A 19,191-nucleotide genomic window follows, 5' to 3' on the forward strand; every position below is an offset into this window, starting at 1 on the left:
TAGAACAATAGAAATACTTGACTTTCATTTGTTTTTAAAATAAACTAACTTACATAAAGTAACTTAATAAAAAAAGATAACTATTTGGAGGTATCCTCTATGCATTTCCATGAAAAACCTAACACATATGTAACGAATGTTGAAATAAAAGTAAGCGATCTCCAACGCTCTTTAACCTTTTATCAAGAAATAATAGGCTTTAAAATTTTACAGCAAGAATCACATAAAGCTACGTTGACTACCGATGGAGAAACTGCTCTTTTAACCATTGTTCAGCCTGAAGCAGTGGAAGAAAAGCGAAGCATGACGACAGGGCTTTATCACTTCGCCTTATTATTGCCAACTCGCCGTGACCTAGCCAATGTCATTACTCATTTTCACGACAAAGGTGTACACCTTGGGGCTTCTGATCACGCTGTCAGTGAAGCACTCTATTTAAATGATCCTGACCATAACGGTATTGAGGTGTATGTGGATCGTGATGAAAGCGAATGGACATGGCATAATGATTACGTGCATATGGTGACAGAACCACTCAATATCCGTTCTATTTTAGAAGAAGGAGATGGAAACTGGAATGGACTTCCTGCTGGTACAGTGATGGGTCATATTCATTTATCTGTCTCCAACTTAGCAGAAGCTGAGCATTTTTATACTAAAGGCTTAGGTTTTGAGATTGTCACACGCTATGGTTCCCAAGCACTATTCATTTCAACAGGTCGTTATCATCATCATATCGGTTTAAACACATGGCACTCAGAAAATGCTCCAAAGCTTGGCCAAAATCAAGTGGGTTTGAAAACATTCTCCTTGCGACTAGATAACGAAGAACAAGCAGCCACTATGAAAGGAAACCTTCGTGTAATGGGTGCACCAGTCATAGAAATTGCTGGTGGATTCCAAACAGAAGACCCTGCTGGTAATGTTGTGTTATTGAAGTTTTAGTATTAAAAAGGCAGTTCTCACATGCGGAGAACTGCCTTTTTAATGTAAACCTGGATAGCCTTGTTGTCGTAATGCCTCATAAATGACAATGGCAGCCGTATTAGACAAATTGAGTGAACGTATATGATCACTTTGCGGAATACGCAAGCACATATCTCGTCGATCATATGCAAAGTCCTTTGGCAACCCTGTCGTTTCTTTTCCAAACATAAAATAAATATCTCGATCTTGATCACTAAAATCATGCGTCGTAAACGGCTCATCACTATACGTTTCGATTAAATAAACATCTCCATTTTTAGAATGCTCTATAAAATCATCCAGTGAATCATGATAGACAATATTCACACTATGCCAATAATCTAAGCCTGCTCGTTTCAACATTTTATCGTCCGTCGAAAAACCTAGTGGACGAATTAAATGTAACGATGTATTCGTACCAGCACAAGTACGAGCAATATTCCCTGTATTAGCTGGAATTTCTGGTTGATATAAAACGATATGCAATGGCATAACGACACACTTCCTTATTCAAAATTTCTTTCAGCAGGCTCTTGAACAGAGCCAGATTTTTTTAGAATGAGTAGCCCCTCGGATAAAATGAGACTCAGTTCTTTTGAGTCGGTTTTCCCTCTCGGTAAGCGGGCCATAGTTCTTTGGGAGCGACTTTTCCACATATTATGAGCAGGCACGGCTCTTTTAGAGCGAACCGACTTCCTTTATGAACGAAACCCCAACCTTTTGGAGCACCCTCCGTTCAAACTAGAGTCACTCCTCCGACAATTCGAGAGACTTATTTTACCCTCTAATGGAAAGCAAGTAAATCAATTGCTCCTGACTCAACTTATTGGAAAAACTGCAACCCTTTATGAATTTCACTGAGTACTTCTTCATCCTGTTCTGTAACTTCCGCTTCATGTAAAGCAGATTGGGCTATTTCTCCACCTATCTTGCCTAAAGCCCATGCAGCTGTGCCACGAATGACAGGACGTTCATCTTTTTGAAGAACATCGATTAAATCTGGTATGGCGGCTTCTTCTTTAAAATGAGCGAGTGCTAAAATGGCATTACGCTGGATAGGCTTTTTCCCACGCCAAGAGCCTGAGACATGACCAAACTTGGCCTTAAATTCTCGATTAGAAATCGTTAAAAGAGGAGTCAATAATGGCTTGGCAAGCTCTGGATCTGGCATAAATTCTTCATGCATCCAATTAATTTTCCCTTTATTTTTAGGACATACTGTCTGGCATGTATCACAGCCATAAAGACGATTGCCGATATGATTTCGGAACTCATCAGGCAGTAATCCCTTTGTTTGGGTCAGAAAGGCAATACAGCGCTGTGCATTCAGTTGTCCCCCTTGGATTAAGGCGCCAGTCGGACAAACATCCAAGCACAATCGACAATCTCCACATTCATCCTCCATTGGCTTATCTGGCGCAAAAGGGATATTTGTGATGAGCTCTCCCAAATACACATAAGAGCCAAATTCAGGCGTTATAATGGAACAATTTTTCCCACTCCAGCCAATGCCTGCACGTTCTGCTACGGCTCGATCTACAAGTGCTCCCGTATCTACCATCGATTCAATTCGCACACCCTCGACGTGTTCCTCAAGCCAAGCAGATAATAACTTCAAACGTTCACGTATTGCTGTATGATAATCGACACCCCATGAAGCTCGACAAAAAATTCCACGCCTTGCACCTTTTTTACCAACTGGTGCATTTTGCATACGCGAAGGATAGGCAACAGCTATCGCTACAATGCTCTCTGCTTCATTTAATAATTGAAGGGGTTCGGTACGTTTTTCAATATTACTTTCTTCAAAACCAGACTGGTAGCCTAGCTCCTGCTGGCGACGCAATCTGTTCTTTAGTTCTGTAAAGGGAGCTGCTGTTGTAAAACCTATTTTATCAACGCCAATGGACATCGCATATGCCACAAAGTCACGTTGTAGGTCATGTATGTTCATTTTATTTCCAACTCCTTACATGGTACAATAATAGAAATAGATAAAGTAGGTGATGTTCATTGGAAATTTCCATTAACCAATCTCTATTAGCACAACATCCCGAGCTAAAAATCGGCATTATTCATTATACCAAAATTGTCGTAGCAGAATCCCCTCAAATGATTAAAGGACGTATGCAATTGTATCAGGAAAATCTCTTTCTAGAAATGCAAGCACAACCCGTGACACAGCGTGAGGGTATCGCAGAATGGAGACAGCTATGGAAAAAGCTTGGTGCTGATCCAAACCGTTACCGTCATTCAGCAGAAAGCCTAATGCGTCGAATTAGTAAGCAAAACTATTTAACACCACTTCATTCAGGTGTTGATTTAAATAATTTCTTTTCTCTCCAATACGAAATGCCAATTGGGCTGTATGATGTCGCTCCAATCAAAGGGTCTGTGGAAATTGCTCTTGGTCATGATGAAATTAGTTACGAAGGTTTAAATGGGCGATTGAATACATTAACAAATATTCTATATAGTCGTGATGAAGTAGGAGCATTTGGCTCACCTTTTGTCGATTCTAAACGCACAGCTGTTACAGAGGAAACGACTGAGGCATTACATATATTTTATCTCCGACCATCGTTAACAACTGAAGCAGCAAACGAACTTCTTGCGTCAGCAGGAAAAATGTTTAATCAAATCCATGGCGGTCATTATCAAACCGCACTTTTGTCAAATAATGCGCCATCTACAACACTATAAAAAGGACGTGTTTTCATGATTAATCTTGCAGAAGCAGTTAAACTAAAAAGTATTTTAGGGAAGAAAACTCAAGAGCTTGTTAGTGAACTACATCGTAGTGCTGTTGTGACAGTAGAAAAAGGACAAGCTCCTAAAACAAGTAATCGTGCTCTCCCCCTTATTGAGGCTGACCTAGCACAAATTCGTCTCGATGCACGTACGCTAGACCGTTTAGTATATGAAGCGAACATTCAAAACTCCGTCGATTTTAAAGGTGAAAAGTTAGCACTAGTAGAAGCCATCGAATTGGCGACACAGCTCCGTGCCGAGGCTGAATTGTGTAAAGAATTTAGTATGCGTGAAAAAGAAAGTGTCCGATTTGGCTATGGTGAAAATGCAATGTTATACGAAATCACTTTGTATGAGCCTGATGCATATCGAGAACGAGCAATTCAACTCGAAAAAGATGCACATAAACTATCCAATCTTATTAATTCAAAAAATTATAGTATACAAATTAACTTTGACGATTCTCGTTATTTCTAATCTCGGGGCGGTGAGACTCCAAACCGAGTTGGATGTGCTGTTTTCAAATTCAGCTTTTGAGCTAACTTGCCTCAAACCAATAACAAGTTACCTGTTACTGTATGACCGATGACTAATGACCAACTATAGGCAAAAGCCATACTCAACCAACTTGATTCCGTTTGAAAACGCCATCCATGGCTCTCCTACATTTATGTATGGAGAGCCTTTTTATGTAGATTCAGCATTTTTTTAAGGACGTAAATGGTGAATTATGGAATATTGATGCCAAGTTTAAATGTCGATGAATTCGAATGTCTAGTTTGCCCCATTCAAGGACAAAATGGAAGTATCTATAGGAAAGGGGTCATACTATGACACAGCAAAATGATTCAACACATGAGCAAGATACAACCTTAACAAATCGACAGGGCCATCCGATTACCAACAATCAAAATTTACGAACAATCAGTAATCGTGGTCCTGCAACACTTGAAAATTATGATTTTCTAGAAAAGATGAGTCACTTTGACCGAGAGAGAGTTCCTGAACGAGTGGTCCATGCTCGTGGTGCTGGTGCACATGGTTATTTTGAAACTTATGGTGTTGTGGGTAATGATCCAATTTCAAAGTATACACGTGCAAAAGTCTTTCAGGATAAAGGGAAGAAAACGCCTGTCTTGGTGCGTTTTTCAACTGTGATACACGGCGGTCACTCCCCTGAAACTTTACGTGATCCACGAGGCTTTGCAGTCAAATTTTATACAGAGGATGGCAACTGGGATTTAGTGGGCAATAATTTAAAAATCTTCTTTATTCGTGATGCCATGAAATTCCCAGACATGATCCATGCTTTTAAGCCAGATCCTATTACTAATATTCAGAGCGTCGAACGTTTCTTTGACTTTTGTGCTAGCTCTCCAGAAACCTTCCATATGGTCACTTTTGTCTACTCACCTTGGGGGATTCCAGCTAATTATCGTATGATGCAAGGCTCTGGGGTCAATACGTATAAATGGGTTAATGATGAAGGGAATGCGGTTCTTGTCAAATATCACTGGGAACCACTACAAGGCATTAAAAATTTAACACAAAAAGAAGCAGAAGAAATCCAACAGAAAAATTTCAATCATGCCACTCAAGATTTATATGATGCCATCGATCGTGGTGAATATCCTGAATGGGAGCTACATGTTCAAATAATGGAGGATGGTCCACATCCTGAGCTTGATTTTGATCCATTGGATGATACAAAGCTTTGGCCAAACGATCAATTCCCATGGTATGCAGTTGGCAAAATGGTATTAAACAAAAATCCTGAGGATTATTTTGCTGAGGTGGAACAGGCCGCATTCGGCACAGGGGTACTGGTTGATGGCTTAGATTTTTCTGATGATAAAATGCTACAAGGTCGTACTTTCTCTTACTCCGATACACAGCGTCATCGTGTAGGGGCTAACTACTTACAGCTACCGATTAATGCGCCTAAAAAGCGTGTTGCTACCAATCAACATGGTGGGCAAATGATGTATAAACGTGATTTAGCACCCGGTCAAAATCCACATATAAATTATGAGCCATCTATGCTCAATGGTTTAAAGGAAGCGACACAAGCTGGGAAAGAACATACACCCTATGTAGAGGGAAATCTTGTTCGTGAATCAATCGATCGTCAAAGCAATACTAAGCAAGCTGGCGAAACTTACCGTAGCTTTGAGCAGTGGGAGCGAAATGAACTTCTTGAAAACTTAATACGCGATTTATCAGTCTGTCACGAGGATATTCAAAATGCAATGATTGCGCTAGCAGAGGAAGCGGATGAAGAATATGGTCGTTTACTCAAAGAAGGTTTGCATAAGGCACGAAAAAACGCCTCCGCTTCTAAACCACTTGGCAATATCGATGGCGATCAAGCACCTCAAGATGCTATCAATAAAGGTCATGATGCCGAGCCATATTAACTAAGTTAAAAATAGGCTGGGACAAACCAATGAAAAACCCGATCTATTTTACGAAACACTCCTTTAGTGTTTTGTAGTAGCTCGGGTTTGCTTTTCGTCTTAAAATTATCTGGCTTTCATAATAGCCAAATTAATTATGTATAAGCCTCTTTTTGCATTATTGCTCATAAGCCTTATACCAATGATAGGGTTGAATTTCTTTTAATAACTTAAATACTAATTCACCATTTGCATTCGTAATCGCAGCTTTCACATTCTCTCCTCAATAGAAAAGTCTTTCCTGACAGACCCCGCATGGTGTAAGTTCTGATTTTTCACTTTCTCGAGCAACACAAATTGAATGTGTAACCTTTGTATTGAATTGATGGGCCTCTAGAATGGCTCCCGTTCCCATACATAATTCAGTAGCTGGCATTCATGACCTCTGGTGCGATACTTGTTAAAATCCGCCCATCTTCAGTATACAAAGTTGCAGTTCCTCCCCAGCCAGAGGGATATCTTTTTTCTGCTAATGCTACTGCCGATTCATATAGTGTTTTTTCAATATCCATCCTACATCATTTATGCACGCCAGGTAATATTTTCAATACCTTTTCCTCGGCGTCTAAAATAGCATCCACTCCTAGTGGAATGGCAATATTCGTCGTTTCATGCCCAATCTTAAAGCCAGCCACAACCGGAATGCCCAATTCAGCAAAATACTCCTTCATCAACAGATGCAATGCCGCTTCATCAGCTCCTGTCTGTGTAAATGAGCCAATGATTACACCTGCTAACTGTTCTAACTTCCTAGCCTGTTTTAATTGCTGAAGCATCGAATCAATTCCTGGAATCGTTTCACCTAGTTCTTCTATCAATAAAATTCGACCTTCAGTACGCACTTCAAATTTGGTTCCTAATGTGCTGACAAGACGATAGAGATTGCCTCCGATAATTTCACCTCTTGCAACACCCCCAGCAATTGTTGTTAAAGGAGAAATCGCCTCTGTATACTGAATTTCCATCGGGGAAAATAATTGTAAAAACATTTTCTTTGATAAGTCATCCATCTTACTAGCTGCCATAAGCAGAGGGCCATGAAATGTCACTAGGTTGGCATATTCATTGATGGCACAATGTAAATATGTCAGATCTGAAAAGCCCCAAAAAATTTTAGGGTTTTCCTCTAATAAAGTATAATCAACTTTTTCAGCAATTCGTGCAGAGCCATAGCCTCCCTTGGCACAAAAGATCGCTTTCACTTCAGGGTTTTTCACCATTTCATGCAGATCACCTAACCTGGTCTCGTCATCTCCAGCTAAATAATCATGTTTAGCATGAATCGTATCACCTACAATATAGCGAAGCCCTAATTCGTCCAAAAAGGCTAATGCATCTCCTAGCTTTTCAGGCTCTACAAGACTTGAAAGGGCAATAACACCAACTAAATCACCTTTTTGTAGATATGGTACTGTACTTTTCAACGCAATCACTCCTCTTTTCCTTATTTTAGCATAGCCATACTATGGGAGCATTGATTATTGCGATGCTTCATGCCTAAAATAAACCATAATATTAGAAGTTATCGCTTTATGATAATCTCGCCATAGAGCTTACCTTCCAGACACACTATCTAGCACAAACTTTATTCATTGGAAATAGACAGCAACGATTGCTGGTATTTTTGCTTCTATCGTTGCTTTTTTGCTGGAATAACAGTGTCATACTGTTTGGTGCGGACAAGGTGAATATTTATTTTTTTCGATGAAAATTATCCTACCGGAAAAACAAATAAGCAAAGACTTCCACTATAAGAAGTCCTTGCTTATTCTTGTTAGTTTGTTCCACCATAAATAATCGTAACATTAGGATGGTTTAATAATTGACTTGCTGGGAAATCTTCCGTCACATGACCACTCTTCAATTTTTCCATTGCATCCAACTTCTTCTCTCCAAAGGCAATAAGGACGATTTCCTTTGCCTTCATAATGGATTGAATGCCCATCGTAATCGCATGTGTGGGCACTTCAGAAGGGTCATCAAAGTAAATAGCGTTTTCTGTTCTTGTGGACTCTGTTAACTCAACTATATTAGTCATAGAATCAAACGAAGTGCCGGGTTCGTTAAAGCCTATGTGACCATTCACACCGATTCCAAGCAGCTGTAAATCAATGCCTCCTGCTTCCTCAATACGTCTATCATATGCAAGACATTCGGTAGCTAAGTCGGCTGCCTTGCCATTTGGCAAATGTATATTTTCTTCTTGTATATCTACAAAATTAAATAAATTCTTATGCATGAAAGTCCAATAGCTTGCTGGGCTTGTTTGCTCAAGACCTACATACTCATCCAAGTTAAAAGTTTGAACATCCTTAAAAGATAGATGACCTGCCTGATGTCTCGCCACTAATTTCTTATACATACCAACAGGTGATCCACCCGTTGCTAACCCTAAAATACTATTAGGTTTCTCTTGTATTTGCTTGGAGAAAATATGAGCTGCAACTTCGCTCATTTCCTCATATGTATTTACTTCTATCCACTTCATAGTAATTACGATACCTACCTTACCCTCAATATTATTAACTAATATGTAAAATATTTCACTTTATAGTAGCTAATATATTAATCTTACTAGTTATTTAGCTATTTTTCTATCATTTCCTCCTTCAGTTTATGCGTGTAATCTTAGACTATTTCGGTTATGTTATTAATAAGGAAGTGAGGCGATTTTATGAATTCTCAGATTCATCACTATTTACAGCATATTCAATTTCAAGGATCTTTAGAGCCAACTATACAACTACTTGGACAACTACAAACGAAACATCTATTGACCATTCCCTATGAAAATTTAGATGTTGCCTTGAACCGTGGTATCTCCTTCGCTATCCCTGATTTATATCAAAAAATAATGGTTGAACGACGTGGTGGCAATTGCTTTGAACTCAATATCTTATTTAGCTGGCTCTTGCGGGAACTTGGATTCTCTGTTACGAATCGATATGCGCAGTTTTGGCGTAACGTGGCAGAAGATACACCTACAGAGGAGATTCCTATGCACCAGCTTTTATTAATAAATGAGGGTGGACAGACCTATATCTCAGATGTAGGAGTAGGTGCTTTAGCACCCTGTAAGCCAGTACCATTGATTGCAGGACATCAACATCGTGAAGGCCAAGAGTTATATAAAATAGAACGAGATGAAGCAAATGGTTGGATGCTGTTTGAACAAACAAAACAAAATTGGCGTTTGCTTTATAGTTTTCATGATGATGCAAATGAGGCAAAATTTGCACCTCGACTCTCGCAGCAAAAAAATAAAATTGCTATGATTCGCACTACTCGTGGACGTCATACCATGATGAACAACGAATTTAGAATCTATGAAGGTTCATCCTTAACAATTTATACTACACACAATGACAAAGAATGGCTGCAAGCTCTTCAGCGTTTTTTTCATATTACATTACAAAACTAACAACAAAGCAAGCCCACTTCAAAAAGAGGCTTGCTTTCAATTTATTTCATTGTACGATTTAATAACTCTAACACAACAATGTCATTGTGTAGCTCTTTCACTAAACCAATTCCATCTACAAAATAATAAGTTTTCACCACATCACTATAGATGGATCTTTCTTCAAGTATCACGACACCTGTATATTGAACCTCACCAGCTCGCACAGTACCGTTAGTCGTTTTAACTGTCACTCGTACACCAGACGTCACTCCCTCGTCATCCTCATGTAAAATGACACCTATTCTAAGTGGTAGTTCCAAATACAAATCATAATGTGTGGTAGCATCACTAGCAATAGCTTGACCATATATACGGTCATGTCCATATAACAGTTCATTAGGAAATGTTTGTGCTGTACTTACATTTTGGACTGTCCATACATCATTTTTACCGTCATGATGGTCATATTGATAGTTTAACGTATAGCGTTGATTATCACTTAAAGAATAATGAGCATACGTATAAACAAAAGCAGGATCTTTTAGCAAATCAGGCTTAGTCAGAGTCATCGCTCGTGCCAAAAATGCTGAAAAGTGAGCACGTGTAACAGGTTCATTTGGTTTAAATGCTCCATCCTCATAACCTCTTATTAAATGATTATGAGCCAATGTTAAAATCTCTTTATAGCCTGGTGTCTGCTCCGTTACATCCGAAAAATAATAAGGATCTGAGCCCTTTAATTGAAAGGCTCTGTGCAGTACAATAGCCATTTGTCCTCTTGTAATCATTGCATCTGGATGAAATTTATCGACTGCATTAAAAATGCCCGCATTTTGTACCGCAGCAATTTCTTTATAATACTTATGTGCAGTCGTTACATCCTGAAAATTAGGATTTTTTATATTGATTGTATTTAATCCTAGAGCACGAGTTAACATCACAGCAACCTGTGCTTTCGTAACTTTTTCGTTCGGCTTGAACAGAGTATTTGAATAACCCCTCACAATATCCTGCTCTACTAAATAATCAATTTCTGTTAATAATGTCTCATCAGTTAAATCTTTAAAGCTTGCTGCCCGTACTTCCTTAGGTAATAGACAAACAGTTATCAGGATTAAACATATAATTTTCAATAGGTTCTTCACATTATCCCTCCTCCTTCGATTCTTTACCCATCTAAGTCAATTTTTACTCTTCATATGAAAATACCACAACCATAAAAGATATGATTGTGGTATTTCCAATTAGTACATAGCATTTGGTAACACAAGCCCATCGCTCATTTTAATAATACGATCAGCATAGGCGAGCATTTCTTCATCATGTGTCACCATTAATGTTGTAATCTTTAATGTTTTCGTTAATTCTCTTAGCAACAGCATAATTTCTTTAGAACGCTGGGAGTCTAAACTAGCTGTTGGTTCATCAGCAAACAATACTTTTGGTTGATGAATGATGGCACGTGCGATTGCTACACGCTGCTTTTCTCCACCTGATAAGGAGGAAGGATAAGCCGTTTTACGATGAGCCATTCCAACTAATTGTAGTAGATGATTCACTTCATGCTGCTGTTCGTGCTTCTTTAACCGAGACTCAGCAACATCTAGCATTAACAGCAGCTGCTCCTCCACTGTCAGAAATGGTACGAGATGCGCAAACTGAAAGACAAAGCCAAATTTACTTGCACGTAATTTCCGTACCTGCTCAGTGCTCATCGTTGTAAGATTTTGTTCTTCGAAAAACACTTGCCCATCTGTTGCTGGCTGTAGTCCCGCAGCTATCGTTAACAGTGTACTTTTCCCTGAACCAGACGCACCTACCAATGCAGTAATCTCCCCCTCTTTTAACGAAAGATTGATACCTTTTAAAATTTCCTCCTCCACTTCACCATTTTTAAACGTTTTTCGTACTCCATCAATTGTAAACAATGTCATGATTATGCCTCCCCTTGTTGTATGGCTTGTAACGGTTCAATTTTTTTAATTTGTAGACCCGACAATGTAGCTCCGATAAAGCCAATGATAAGAAACACTATGGATAACTGTGTTATGGTGCCAATTGCTAAGGTGAAGGGCATTCCCTTAGGTGCAACAACATTAAATAACTGGCTAAGGCTAATGGATATGACAAGTGAGATCATTGTAATAATAGCCATCTGTGTCCAGATCATTTTAAACAACTTACTTGTTTTTAAACCAATTGCTTTTAAGATGCCATACAAACCAATTTTTTGCACATTCATCATATAGAAGAAAATGGCGAATAACATGCCACTAATGACAACTAAGAACCATATAATCATATTTAAAGATAGCTGTTCCGCACTATAGCTGGGAATTGTATTGAGAAATTCTTTATTGTTGTATGCTTGTAGCCCTTTAAACTCTTTTGGCTCGCTATTTGGTACATAAATTAACTGTTTGTCCTTTACACGATACATCTCGTGATAGGCCTCTTCACTAATGTAAGCGACAGGTGCGTGGCTATATTTCTTTTGCTCCACAAAGCCTTTAACGATGAACACACCATTGTATTGATTATTCTTTAATGTATCTCCGACTTTGATTCCTTTATCCTGTAACGAGCTATCTAACAGTACCTCCCCTTGATGCACATTTTGAAACAATCTGGACTCGGTAGATGTAACAAAGGCAACACTCTGCTGTTTATCGTCTTGATCATTTAAAAAGCCCATTTGAATCGAAAAAGCTACTGCTTCTTTCTCTTTCCCCATGACTTCCTGTTGAAGGTCGCTATCAATTCTCGAAAGATTAAACGCCCCCTCTGCATCTTCAGTCATGTAAATTTGCCCCTTCGGTAAATCTTTAATTAAAGCTGCATTATCCTGCGACAGACCATTTGCCAAACCTGAAATAATAAATGTTAAAAAGCTAACTAGGAAGATAATGGAGCCCAAGATTAAAAACCGTACTTTATTCTTCTTTATCTCTTTCCATGCAAGATTCATTACTAACCCCTCCATTTCTTTGATTACTCATAGCTTAAAATGTTTACATGAACAGAGCATGAACTAATCATTAAAAATGACCGGGAAAATAAAAAACCGATCTATAAAGGAAGTTTTTATCCTATAGAACGGTTTAAAATATTTTTAATTTAAAAAAATTCATATAATCCATTTTTAAAGTAATTGTATTCATTTTGGTCTATTAACTTAACGCCGTACCCTTCATAGAATATCTGTTCGTCTTGTTTTGTTTCAAATACATGTGGTTTAGGGCGTACCGCCAGAGCAACATCATATCGTGGATCACCTAATGCTCCAGCACTCCAATCGATAACTCCTGAAATTTTTCTATTCTGTATAAGAACATTGTCAATTGTGAAATCACCGTGTATAAATGTTTGCTGAATGATTTTTGGTTTTTTCCTTTTCAATTTATCTAATAATTTTGGAGTGCCATCTACTTTAAAATTTTTCAAATTACACTCAGCTTGTCCCAACATATCGTCTATCCATGGTGTGTCTTTTACTAACTCTTGTGGACATCGGGTTGAATGAATGGCAGAAAGGATCTTTCCAAAATTAAATATTATTTCATGTCTGTTTTCCTCTTTAATCTCATTTTCTAGTGCACTTCTAACGGTGTCGCCTTCTAAATATGCCATTAAAGCCCATGACTGATTTTCTAATGGTTGTTCAATAAAATAATGCAACGTTGGAACTGGTAATGTAGATTTTGATAAATGTTTAAGGACAGTTGCTTCTTTCGTTAACCAGGAACAAAATTGTTTTCCTTTTGTTCTTTTTAAAACGAATATTCCTCTTTTAGAATTAAGAATTCCTACATCCGATGTATGTCCTTGTCTTGGAAAATAAATATGGGTAACTCCTCCAACATACTCAACTATGTCTTTAGGTATTTCATTTCGTTGTATGGGATGCAAAATTTTCACCACCAATGCTACTTATTTTAATCAGCCTTTCTTTTTCCTCTAGTTTGATAAAGAACAGGATCTATATTACTCCACACATAAATTAATAAGTCTAAGTCTTTATTTCCTATATTAATCTTTTCCGTTTTTTCTAATCTAGCACCCAATCTCTCATAAAAACGCTTCGACTGATTATCCTCTAAAACCTCAACAAATATTTTTTCATAGCCTAATGCTTTCAACTTAGTAAACAATTTATTGACTAGTTTACTGCCTATTCCTTGACCCTGAAATTGATCTAAAATGTAGATGGATGTTAAATCCCCAGACCCTTCAATTTCATTTTCAGCTCTCTTACCACCATCAGTAAATCCAATAATTTCCCCATTATCGCTTTCTGCAACAAAGACATAATGATCAACTTTAGAGATGTTCCTTACCCATAATTCTGTTCTTTGCTCATAAGACAATTTTTCTAAATACTCGGTAGGAAGAATATTTTTATAAGTATTCTTCCAACTATCTACATGAACTTTTGCTATGCCTTTAGCATCCGACAATTTTGCTTCCCTTATAATCATGTTCCATACCTACCTTCGTATTTACTGTTTATTCAATATGTATGTATTTATATCCTCTTTTGGCATAAAAAATTTTAATCATTCACGCGAGGTTTAGAATGCAATATTATTATTGATGACAAATAAAAAAACGCTTCTTACACTAAGTAAGAAACGTTTCTATAGACAGTTTTAACATACTGTCTAGGATACCGGTGGTCGGGGTAATTGCGTAAGAATAGGTTAGTATAGATAAGAAGAAACACGATTTAATTACATTGTTGAAGGTAGTTAAATTGAGTTTCTATTTTTATTTTCTACAAATTTTCTACATTAAACTTTATAACATCATTCATTGTTTAAGCTTGTTCATCTCTTAAATGTAACATTACTGAATTGGTACTTTTCTTAAAATTAGACATAGAAATTTCGGGTCTATCAATTAACCCATAATTAATACCATAAGAATGCTCTAACGGTAAAAATCGCGAATATCTGTTTCTTTGCTCTATAAAATTAAAAATGGTAGTTTCTTTATTCTCAATGTGACTACACAAAACCTCTAAATCTGATAAGCTTATATAATCATAAAACTTAACTTTCTTATTTAAATTTTTCATTTCTGCAACAAATTCTTTTTCGTATAATGGTATTTTAGGAAAACGTTGCGTAAAAACTGAAAGTATATATATTTTCTTTACATCGCCAAAGTAATTTGGATTATTTTTTATTATTTTTTCATAAGCTTCATTCGCTTGCAATATAGGATTAATAGCATACTTTTTAAAATCTTCACTTGTAACCTCATTATCAGCGCTTACCTTTGTTTCTTTTCTAATTTTCCCTCCCTTAGCCTCAACAATAAGCAATGATTTTCCAATTTTAACATATGCATCAGATGAGTCTAAATTATCATGTCCAAATTTAAATTCCTCAATAAACTCATAAGGTAACTTCGAATATTTTTTTATTGAGCTTTCCAAGATATTGTTCACGTATTTCTCAAATAACCTCCCATAAAAACTTGGGAAATTCTTTTTATTTTTTCTACAGCAAATTAATAGTTTAAACCATAGTCCATCAAACATTGCTGCCTCTAAAAATGGTAAAGAAAAAATTACATAGTGGTTGTCGTAATAAAATATTGGTTTAGATATTAAACCTTCCGCATCATAATAATTTTCTATACTATTTAAAGCCCATTTTTTCAAATCATCTACATTAACAGTCAAATCATCTAAAATTTTTTTATATATGTTTTTTACACTTGTTGTTTTATAATAATCTTCCGAAATCCCAATTAATTCGTTTGATAAAAGCGTCTCATTTTCTGTTCTACTTAGCTTTGCATGTATAGGAAATATTACCGAAATATAGTCTTTAATTGAATATCCATAAAATTCTTCAAATAATGTATGGATATCAATAAACTCTGGGTCGTTTTTGTCGAAATTATTAAATATATTTTCGTATATTTCATACTGCCTAGATACTATCCTAGTTATATCCTCTGTTCGACTCGCCAACCATGTTTTTAAAATAGTTTCTTGAAGACCTTTTTCTGTGTCTACATCATCTTTGATTAAAGAGGTAATTTTCAAGACTGTTAATAATACGTTATAGGTTTCAGAAAAATTATTTTCAAACTTGTTAGTTGGATTTTTTAATCCATATGCTAAAAACATTTTTATGGCATAGTTAAGATTTATAAAATCAAATAAATAAATTGAATCTATATTTGCTACATCTTCTTCACATAAAAAATTATCCTTTAATTGTTGAACCTGCTCTTTTTTTAACTGCTCATTATACAAAGTAAATTTAGAAATTATAGCTAATGCTTTTTCAACTTCAATACTTTGAATATCTTTTATTACTTCTTCTTGACTTGGTTTATAAGGGAATAATTGTTCATAAGTTAAATAGCTCCCCATTACACTTGAAATCTTTCTAAATTCTTCTGTAATCAAAAAAGCACCTCATTTCATTTATAAAAAAACTCAAACCACCTTTAATTTGATGATTTGAGTTAGAAAATTTAATAACGATTTCCATTCTCATAAAAATCTTTTGCGTTAGCTATAAAAATTTTGTCCAACTTCTCCATAATACTTTTCTTAATGGAAGCATACTCTTCTTTTGCTTCTGCTAGCTCCCTTTGCCTAAACATTGTTGTTTCATTAGTATCATTAAAACCACCAAAAGATGCATGTTCAATTGGCATATACTTTTTATCTGCAATAAAAATATTTTTTGACATTACCCAAGAAAATTCTGTTATAAGCTCATTTAATAATGGTTTATTATCATAACTTAGCCTACGTAGTAAATCCATCACCCTCAATAAAACTTGATCATTATACCTTTGATACATTTCCTCAACATATTCTTCTTGTTTAAAAATTGCCGATAGCATAGGTAAATAGACATTTCTATAGTGATTGTTTTCCTCAATATCATAATAACTGACTTTCTCAACAGATGTACCTAAGTTTTTTAATAAATAATGGAATTGTTCATCGTTTCTTAATTCAGGATTTATTTCTAAAGCAATTTTAAATATCCCTTCCACATTCTCATAATCCACTTTATTTTCAAAAATTGATTCGACCAATTTATCATAAAATTCATCACTAAATTTCATAGGTTTCATGTAAGAAAAAAGTCTTCTAACATACTCATGCATATCACCATGAAGTATCCAATTAACATCTTTTTTACATAATACCGATATTCTTTCTAATCTCTTTTTACTTGGTATATTGACACCATTCTCCCAATTACTTACTGTACCCTTAGAAGCTTCAAAAACCAATTCACCGAACTCTTCCAAATTCCAACCAAAAGACTCTCGTATTGATTTAATTCTAAGACCAATTTGCTTTTTATCCAGTTGCAATGGTTTTGTTCTCCTTTCAAAAATCAATGTATTTATACCCTATTCTAACATGTACAAGCTTTATTTTAAAATCAGTCTTTACAATTATCGATGTTTCGTTTTATAATCACATTAAGGTTTCGTTTTATAAACAAATAAACAAAACCTATAATTCCACCAAAAACAAAACATCTAATTAAGGAGGTACTTGTTATTCAACATTTTGAAATTACGGTTCCAATTCAACTTCCTAAAAATTTAATAATTATCGAAGTCAATGAATACCAAGAACTGAAGAAATCAATGAAACTTGGGGTTTGGTGGAGTATGGAAGATGTTTTAAAAAGAATTTGTATCAGTAGAAAAACATTTACAGAAAAAATCTTATCCAATCAACAATTTCAAAAGGAACTAGAATCATTTGTTCACTTCCCAAAATCAAGAGGTGAAAAATACTACTTCTTAGCATCTAAAACAACAGAATTCTTAGAAACAAGATTTAAAGAGATTATGAAAACAATGTAGGAGGATTATTAAAAAATATGGAAATTAAAGAACTAAGTAATTTAATTGATTACAAAAAGTTAGGTGAAAAAATGCTATTGGTAGATGCACCAAAACCAAACTTTAAATATGTAAATGGTAAAAAAACTGAAGAAATTGGAGCATATACATATGTTTTAGTTTTAGAGGAATTTGGATATGAAAAAATCGAAGTGAAAATTGAAGGTAATATCCCTCTTATCAAACCTGAGGTATTCTTACCCAAACAGTCAATTCCAATAAAAGTGAAAGACCTTCAATCAAATCCTTATATCGGGAAAAATGATGGTAAATTCTATTACAACTTCAAAGCTTCATCAATTTCACTAAACAAATAATTAATCATGCCAGAGCTGCAACTCTGGTGTTTTTTTGAAAGAAGGTCCTCTTATGAATGATAAACCAACTCATAAAAAAATTAAAGTTCAATATCACCATCGAAAAAGTTTTTTAGAAGGTTTTGCTCTCTCTTTAACCCCTATAGCTATTACAGCTGGTTTGGACTTAGGAGAACCAATACTGGATTTTCTATTTAATATAGATTTACCTTTCAATCATAAATTGCTCCCTCTCATTACACCAATAATATGGGGAGGAATGTACTTTCGAAGTAAGTACTCATTTTCGAGAAATAAGCGTATTGCAGCTATTTTATTTGAAGTAATTAAAGCAAATAATTTATTCAAAATAGAGGATTTAGGTTATTATCAAAAAATTTATACTTCCTTAACATTCACCTTCTATTTTACACGATACAAATTAGTAATTGATACCGATAGCCATGGCGCATCATATACAAAACAAGTTAATGAACTAGGGCCTATATTGGAGTTGGCACTTGGTTTAAGACTTTTAGAAATTAATATTTCAAACCCAAAGTTCACACGTTATGAATTCTTACTTATTCCTATTCAAAGTTTAATTATCGATAACTCACATGATATCCCTAAAAGTAAGAATACAATTCAATTGGACAGCGAAAAATACTGGGATTATATTAAATCCCCGCATGCTCTAATAGCTGGTGCAACATCATCTGGAAAAACATACATGTTATATTATTTAATGCTTCAATTCGCTCAACAAGATGCAGAAATCTATATCTTAGATCCTAAACGAAGCGATTTGTCCTCATTAATTCATTTTATTCCTGAAGGACATAATCATGTTGCAATAACACCTAATCAAATTTGCGGCATACTTCGAACAGTAAATGATGAAATGAATTTACGTTATGAAAAATACTTTAGCCAACCAACCAAAATGGGAGAAAATTTTCAATACTATAATTTACAGCCAATTGTTATTTTTTTCGATGAAGTAGCTGCATTTAATGAAGAGGATAAAAAAGTTGCAAAAGAAGCTGACTCTTATTTAAAGCAATTACTATTCAAAGGTAGACAAGCAGGTATATTTTTAATACTTAGTACACAAAAACCTACTGCTGAAGCCATCCCGACAGCTATTCGTGACCAAATGGGGCTTCGAATTGCTTTAGGTCAACTCTCAAAACCTGGTTATAAAATGACACTAGGTGATGATTGGGATGAACTACCTTCTGTAGAAACTGGTACAGGAAAAGGGCTAATTATGATGGATGGAATGAACTGGAATGTACCACGTGCTTATACATCTCCTTTACTAAATCTTGAATCTATTCGTTTTCAAGATACTTTATCTAAATTATTAGAAGAAGGTAAGCAAAAATTCCAATAAGATTCTTATGAACAGAACAAT

At 35.6% G+C, this 19,191-nt stretch carries 19 protein-coding genes and 1 pseudogene; 8 read left to right on the plus strand and 12 right to left on the minus strand.

What is annotated here, in order from left to right:
• Positions 1–99 precede the first annotated feature (99 nt).
• Positions 100–945: a VOC family protein gene (locus tag NV349_RS19300; protein WP_089934987.1), complete on the plus strand. Its 846-nt coding sequence runs from the start codon at positions 100–102 to the stop codon at positions 943–945.
• A gap of 39 nt (positions 946–984) precedes the next feature.
• Here the strand turns inward: NV349_RS19300 and trmL are convergent, their stop codons facing one another.
• Complete coding sequence (gene trmL, locus NV349_RS19305) at positions 985–1,458, minus strand: tRNA (uridine(34)/cytosine(34)/5-carboxymethylaminomethyluridine(34)-2'-O)-methyltransferase TrmL (RefSeq protein ID WP_058844476.1); 474 nt, start codon at positions 1,456–1,458, stop codon at positions 985–987.
• A 331-nt stretch (positions 1,459–1,789) separates the two neighbouring features.
• On the minus strand, positions 1,790–2,920 hold the full coding sequence (gene queG, locus NV349_RS19310; RefSeq protein WP_058844477.1) for a tRNA epoxyqueuosine(34) reductase QueG: 1,131 nt from the start codon (positions 2,918–2,920) through the stop codon (positions 1,790–1,792).
• Positions 2,921–2,979: 59 nt separating this feature from the next.
• On the opposite strand from queG, the gene NV349_RS19315 reads away from it, so the two are divergent.
• From NV349_RS19315 to NV349_RS19325, 3 genes are all read left to right on the plus strand, one after another.
• The gene (locus NV349_RS19315) at positions 2,980–3,669 is read left to right on the plus strand and encodes a B3/B4 domain-containing protein (RefSeq protein ID WP_089934985.1); all 690 of its coding nucleotides are present in this window, start codon (positions 2,980–2,982) and stop codon (positions 3,667–3,669) included.
• A gap of 15 nt (positions 3,670–3,684) precedes the next feature.
• On the plus strand, positions 3,685–4,194 hold the full coding sequence (locus tag NV349_RS19320; protein ID WP_058844479.1) for a hypothetical protein: 510 nt from the start codon (positions 3,685–3,687) through the stop codon (positions 4,192–4,194).
• A 353-nt stretch (positions 4,195–4,547) separates the two neighbouring features.
• The gene (locus tag NV349_RS19325; protein WP_271910948.1) at positions 4,548–6,134 is read left to right on the plus strand and encodes a catalase; all 1,587 of its coding nucleotides are present in this window, start codon (positions 4,548–4,550) and stop codon (positions 6,132–6,134) included.
• Between the two features lie 157 nt (positions 6,135–6,291).
• Here NV349_RS19325 and NV349_RS19330 read toward each other — a convergent pair.
• The 3 genes and pseudogenes from NV349_RS19330 to nagB form a co-directional block, all read right to left on the minus strand.
• Positions 6,292–6,685: pseudogene (locus NV349_RS19330) on the minus strand (cytidine deaminase).
• A gap of 6 nt (positions 6,686–6,691) precedes the next feature.
• Positions 6,692–7,597: a S66 peptidase family protein gene (locus NV349_RS19335; protein ID WP_036119268.1), complete on the minus strand. Its 906-nt coding sequence runs from the start codon at positions 7,595–7,597 to the stop codon at positions 6,692–6,694.
• 350 nt (positions 7,598–7,947) lie between these two features.
• A complete protein-coding gene (gene nagB, locus NV349_RS19340) occupies positions 7,948–8,661 on the minus strand; it encodes a glucosamine-6-phosphate deaminase (protein ID WP_249646140.1) in 714 nt (237 codons plus the stop codon).
• 186 nt (positions 8,662–8,847) lie between these two features.
• Between nagB and NV349_RS19345 the strand changes: the two genes are divergently transcribed.
• Entirely contained in the window at positions 8,848–9,594 is a 747-nt protein-coding gene (locus NV349_RS19345) for an arylamine N-acetyltransferase family protein (protein WP_089934979.1), read from the plus strand.
• A gap of 41 nt (positions 9,595–9,635) precedes the next feature.
• Here the strand turns inward: NV349_RS19345 and NV349_RS19350 are convergent, their stop codons facing one another.
• From NV349_RS19350 to NV349_RS19380, 7 genes are all read right to left on the minus strand, one after another.
• On the minus strand, positions 9,636–10,721 hold the full coding sequence (locus NV349_RS19350) for an S-layer homology domain-containing protein (protein WP_271910951.1): 1,086 nt from the start codon (positions 10,719–10,721) through the stop codon (positions 9,636–9,638).
• Positions 10,722–10,820: 99 nt separating this feature from the next.
• Entirely contained in the window at positions 10,821–11,510 is a 690-nt protein-coding gene (locus NV349_RS19355) for an ABC transporter ATP-binding protein (protein WP_271910952.1), read from the minus strand.
• Positions 11,511–11,512: 2 nt separating this feature from the next.
• On the minus strand, positions 11,513–12,544 hold the full coding sequence (locus NV349_RS19360; protein ID WP_271910954.1) for an ABC transporter permease: 1,032 nt from the start codon (positions 12,542–12,544) through the stop codon (positions 11,513–11,515).
• 149 nt (positions 12,545–12,693) lie between these two features.
• Positions 12,694–13,485, minus strand: a complete 792-nt coding sequence (locus NV349_RS19365) for a phosphotransferase family protein (protein WP_271910955.1) — start codon at positions 13,483–13,485, stop codon at positions 12,694–12,696.
• 26 nt (positions 13,486–13,511) lie between these two features.
• Positions 13,512–14,054 (minus strand): GNAT family N-acetyltransferase, encoded by a 543-nt coding sequence (locus NV349_RS19370; RefSeq protein ID WP_271910956.1) that lies wholly within the window; start codon positions 14,052–14,054, stop codon positions 13,512–13,514.
• A gap of 338 nt (positions 14,055–14,392) precedes the next feature.
• On the minus strand, positions 14,393–16,003 hold the full coding sequence (locus NV349_RS19375; RefSeq protein ID WP_271910957.1) for a hypothetical protein: 1,611 nt from the start codon (positions 16,001–16,003) through the stop codon (positions 14,393–14,395).
• A 68-nt stretch (positions 16,004–16,071) separates the two neighbouring features.
• The gene (locus tag NV349_RS19380; protein ID WP_271910959.1) at positions 16,072–16,932 is read right to left on the minus strand and encodes a helix-turn-helix domain-containing protein; all 861 of its coding nucleotides are present in this window, start codon (positions 16,930–16,932) and stop codon (positions 16,072–16,074) included.
• 246 nt (positions 16,933–17,178) lie between these two features.
• Here NV349_RS19380 and NV349_RS19385 point away from each other — a divergent pair, with 246 nt between their 5' ends.
• The 3 genes from NV349_RS19385 to NV349_RS19395 are packed head-to-tail and all read left to right on the plus strand — an operon-like array spanning position 17,179 to position 19,170.
• Positions 17,179–17,436: a DUF771 domain-containing protein gene (locus NV349_RS19385; protein WP_271913629.1), complete on the plus strand. Its 258-nt coding sequence runs from the start codon at positions 17,179–17,181 to the stop codon at positions 17,434–17,436.
• Between the two features lie 17 nt (positions 17,437–17,453).
• A complete protein-coding gene (locus NV349_RS19390) occupies positions 17,454–17,792 on the plus strand; it encodes a hypothetical protein (protein ID WP_271910960.1) in 339 nt (112 codons plus the stop codon).
• 52 nt (positions 17,793–17,844) lie between these two features.
• On the plus strand, positions 17,845–19,170 hold the full coding sequence (locus NV349_RS19395; protein ID WP_271910962.1) for an FtsK/SpoIIIE domain-containing protein: 1,326 nt from the start codon (positions 17,845–17,847) through the stop codon (positions 19,168–19,170).
• The last annotated feature ends 21 nt before the right edge of the window (positions 19,171–19,191 follow it).

This window comes from Lysinibacillus sp. OF-1 (assembly GCF_028356935.1).
Taxonomy (GTDB): domain Bacteria; phylum Bacillota; class Bacilli; order Bacillales_A; family Planococcaceae; genus Lysinibacillus; species Lysinibacillus fusiformis_D.

What these genes read in the sequence shown, in the direction of transcription:
- NV349_RS19300 (WP_089934987.1), top strand. Translation starts at nt 100, where the DNA reads ATGCATTTCCATGAAAAACCTAACACATATGTAACGAATGTTGAAATA.
- trmL (WP_058844476.1), bottom strand. Translation starts at nt 1,458, where the DNA reads ATGCCATTGCATATCGTTTTATATCAACCAGAAATTCCAGCTAATACA.
- queG (WP_058844477.1), bottom strand. Translation starts at nt 2,920, where the DNA reads ATGAACATACATGACCTACAACGTGACTTTGTGGCATATGCGATGTCC.
- NV349_RS19320 (WP_058844479.1), top strand. Translation starts at nt 3,685, where the DNA reads ATGATTAATCTTGCAGAAGCAGTTAAACTAAAAAGTATTTTAGGGAAG.
- NV349_RS19325 (WP_271910948.1), top strand. Translation starts at nt 4,548, where the DNA reads ATGACACAGCAAAATGATTCAACACATGAGCAAGATACAACCTTAACA.
- nagB (WP_249646140.1), bottom strand. Translation starts at nt 8,661, where the DNA reads ATGAAGTGGATAGAAGTAAATACATATGAGGAAATGAGCGAAGTTGCA.
- NV349_RS19345 (WP_089934979.1), top strand. Translation starts at nt 8,848, where the DNA reads ATGAATTCTCAGATTCATCACTATTTACAGCATATTCAATTTCAAGGA.
- NV349_RS19355 (WP_271910952.1), bottom strand. Translation starts at nt 11,510, where the DNA reads ATGACATTGTTTACAATTGATGGAGTACGAAAAACGTTTAAAAATGGT.
- NV349_RS19360 (WP_271910954.1), bottom strand. Translation starts at nt 12,544, where the DNA reads ATGAATCTTGCATGGAAAGAGATAAAGAAGAATAAAGTACGGTTTTTA.
- NV349_RS19370 (WP_271910956.1), bottom strand. Translation starts at nt 14,054, where the DNA reads ATGATTATAAGGGAAGCAAAATTGTCGGATGCTAAAGGCATAGCAAAA.
- NV349_RS19390 (WP_271910960.1), top strand. Translation starts at nt 17,454, where the DNA reads ATGGAAATTAAAGAACTAAGTAATTTAATTGATTACAAAAAGTTAGGT.
- NV349_RS19395 (WP_271910962.1), top strand. Translation starts at nt 17,845, where the DNA reads ATGAATGATAAACCAACTCATAAAAAAATTAAAGTTCAATATCACCAT.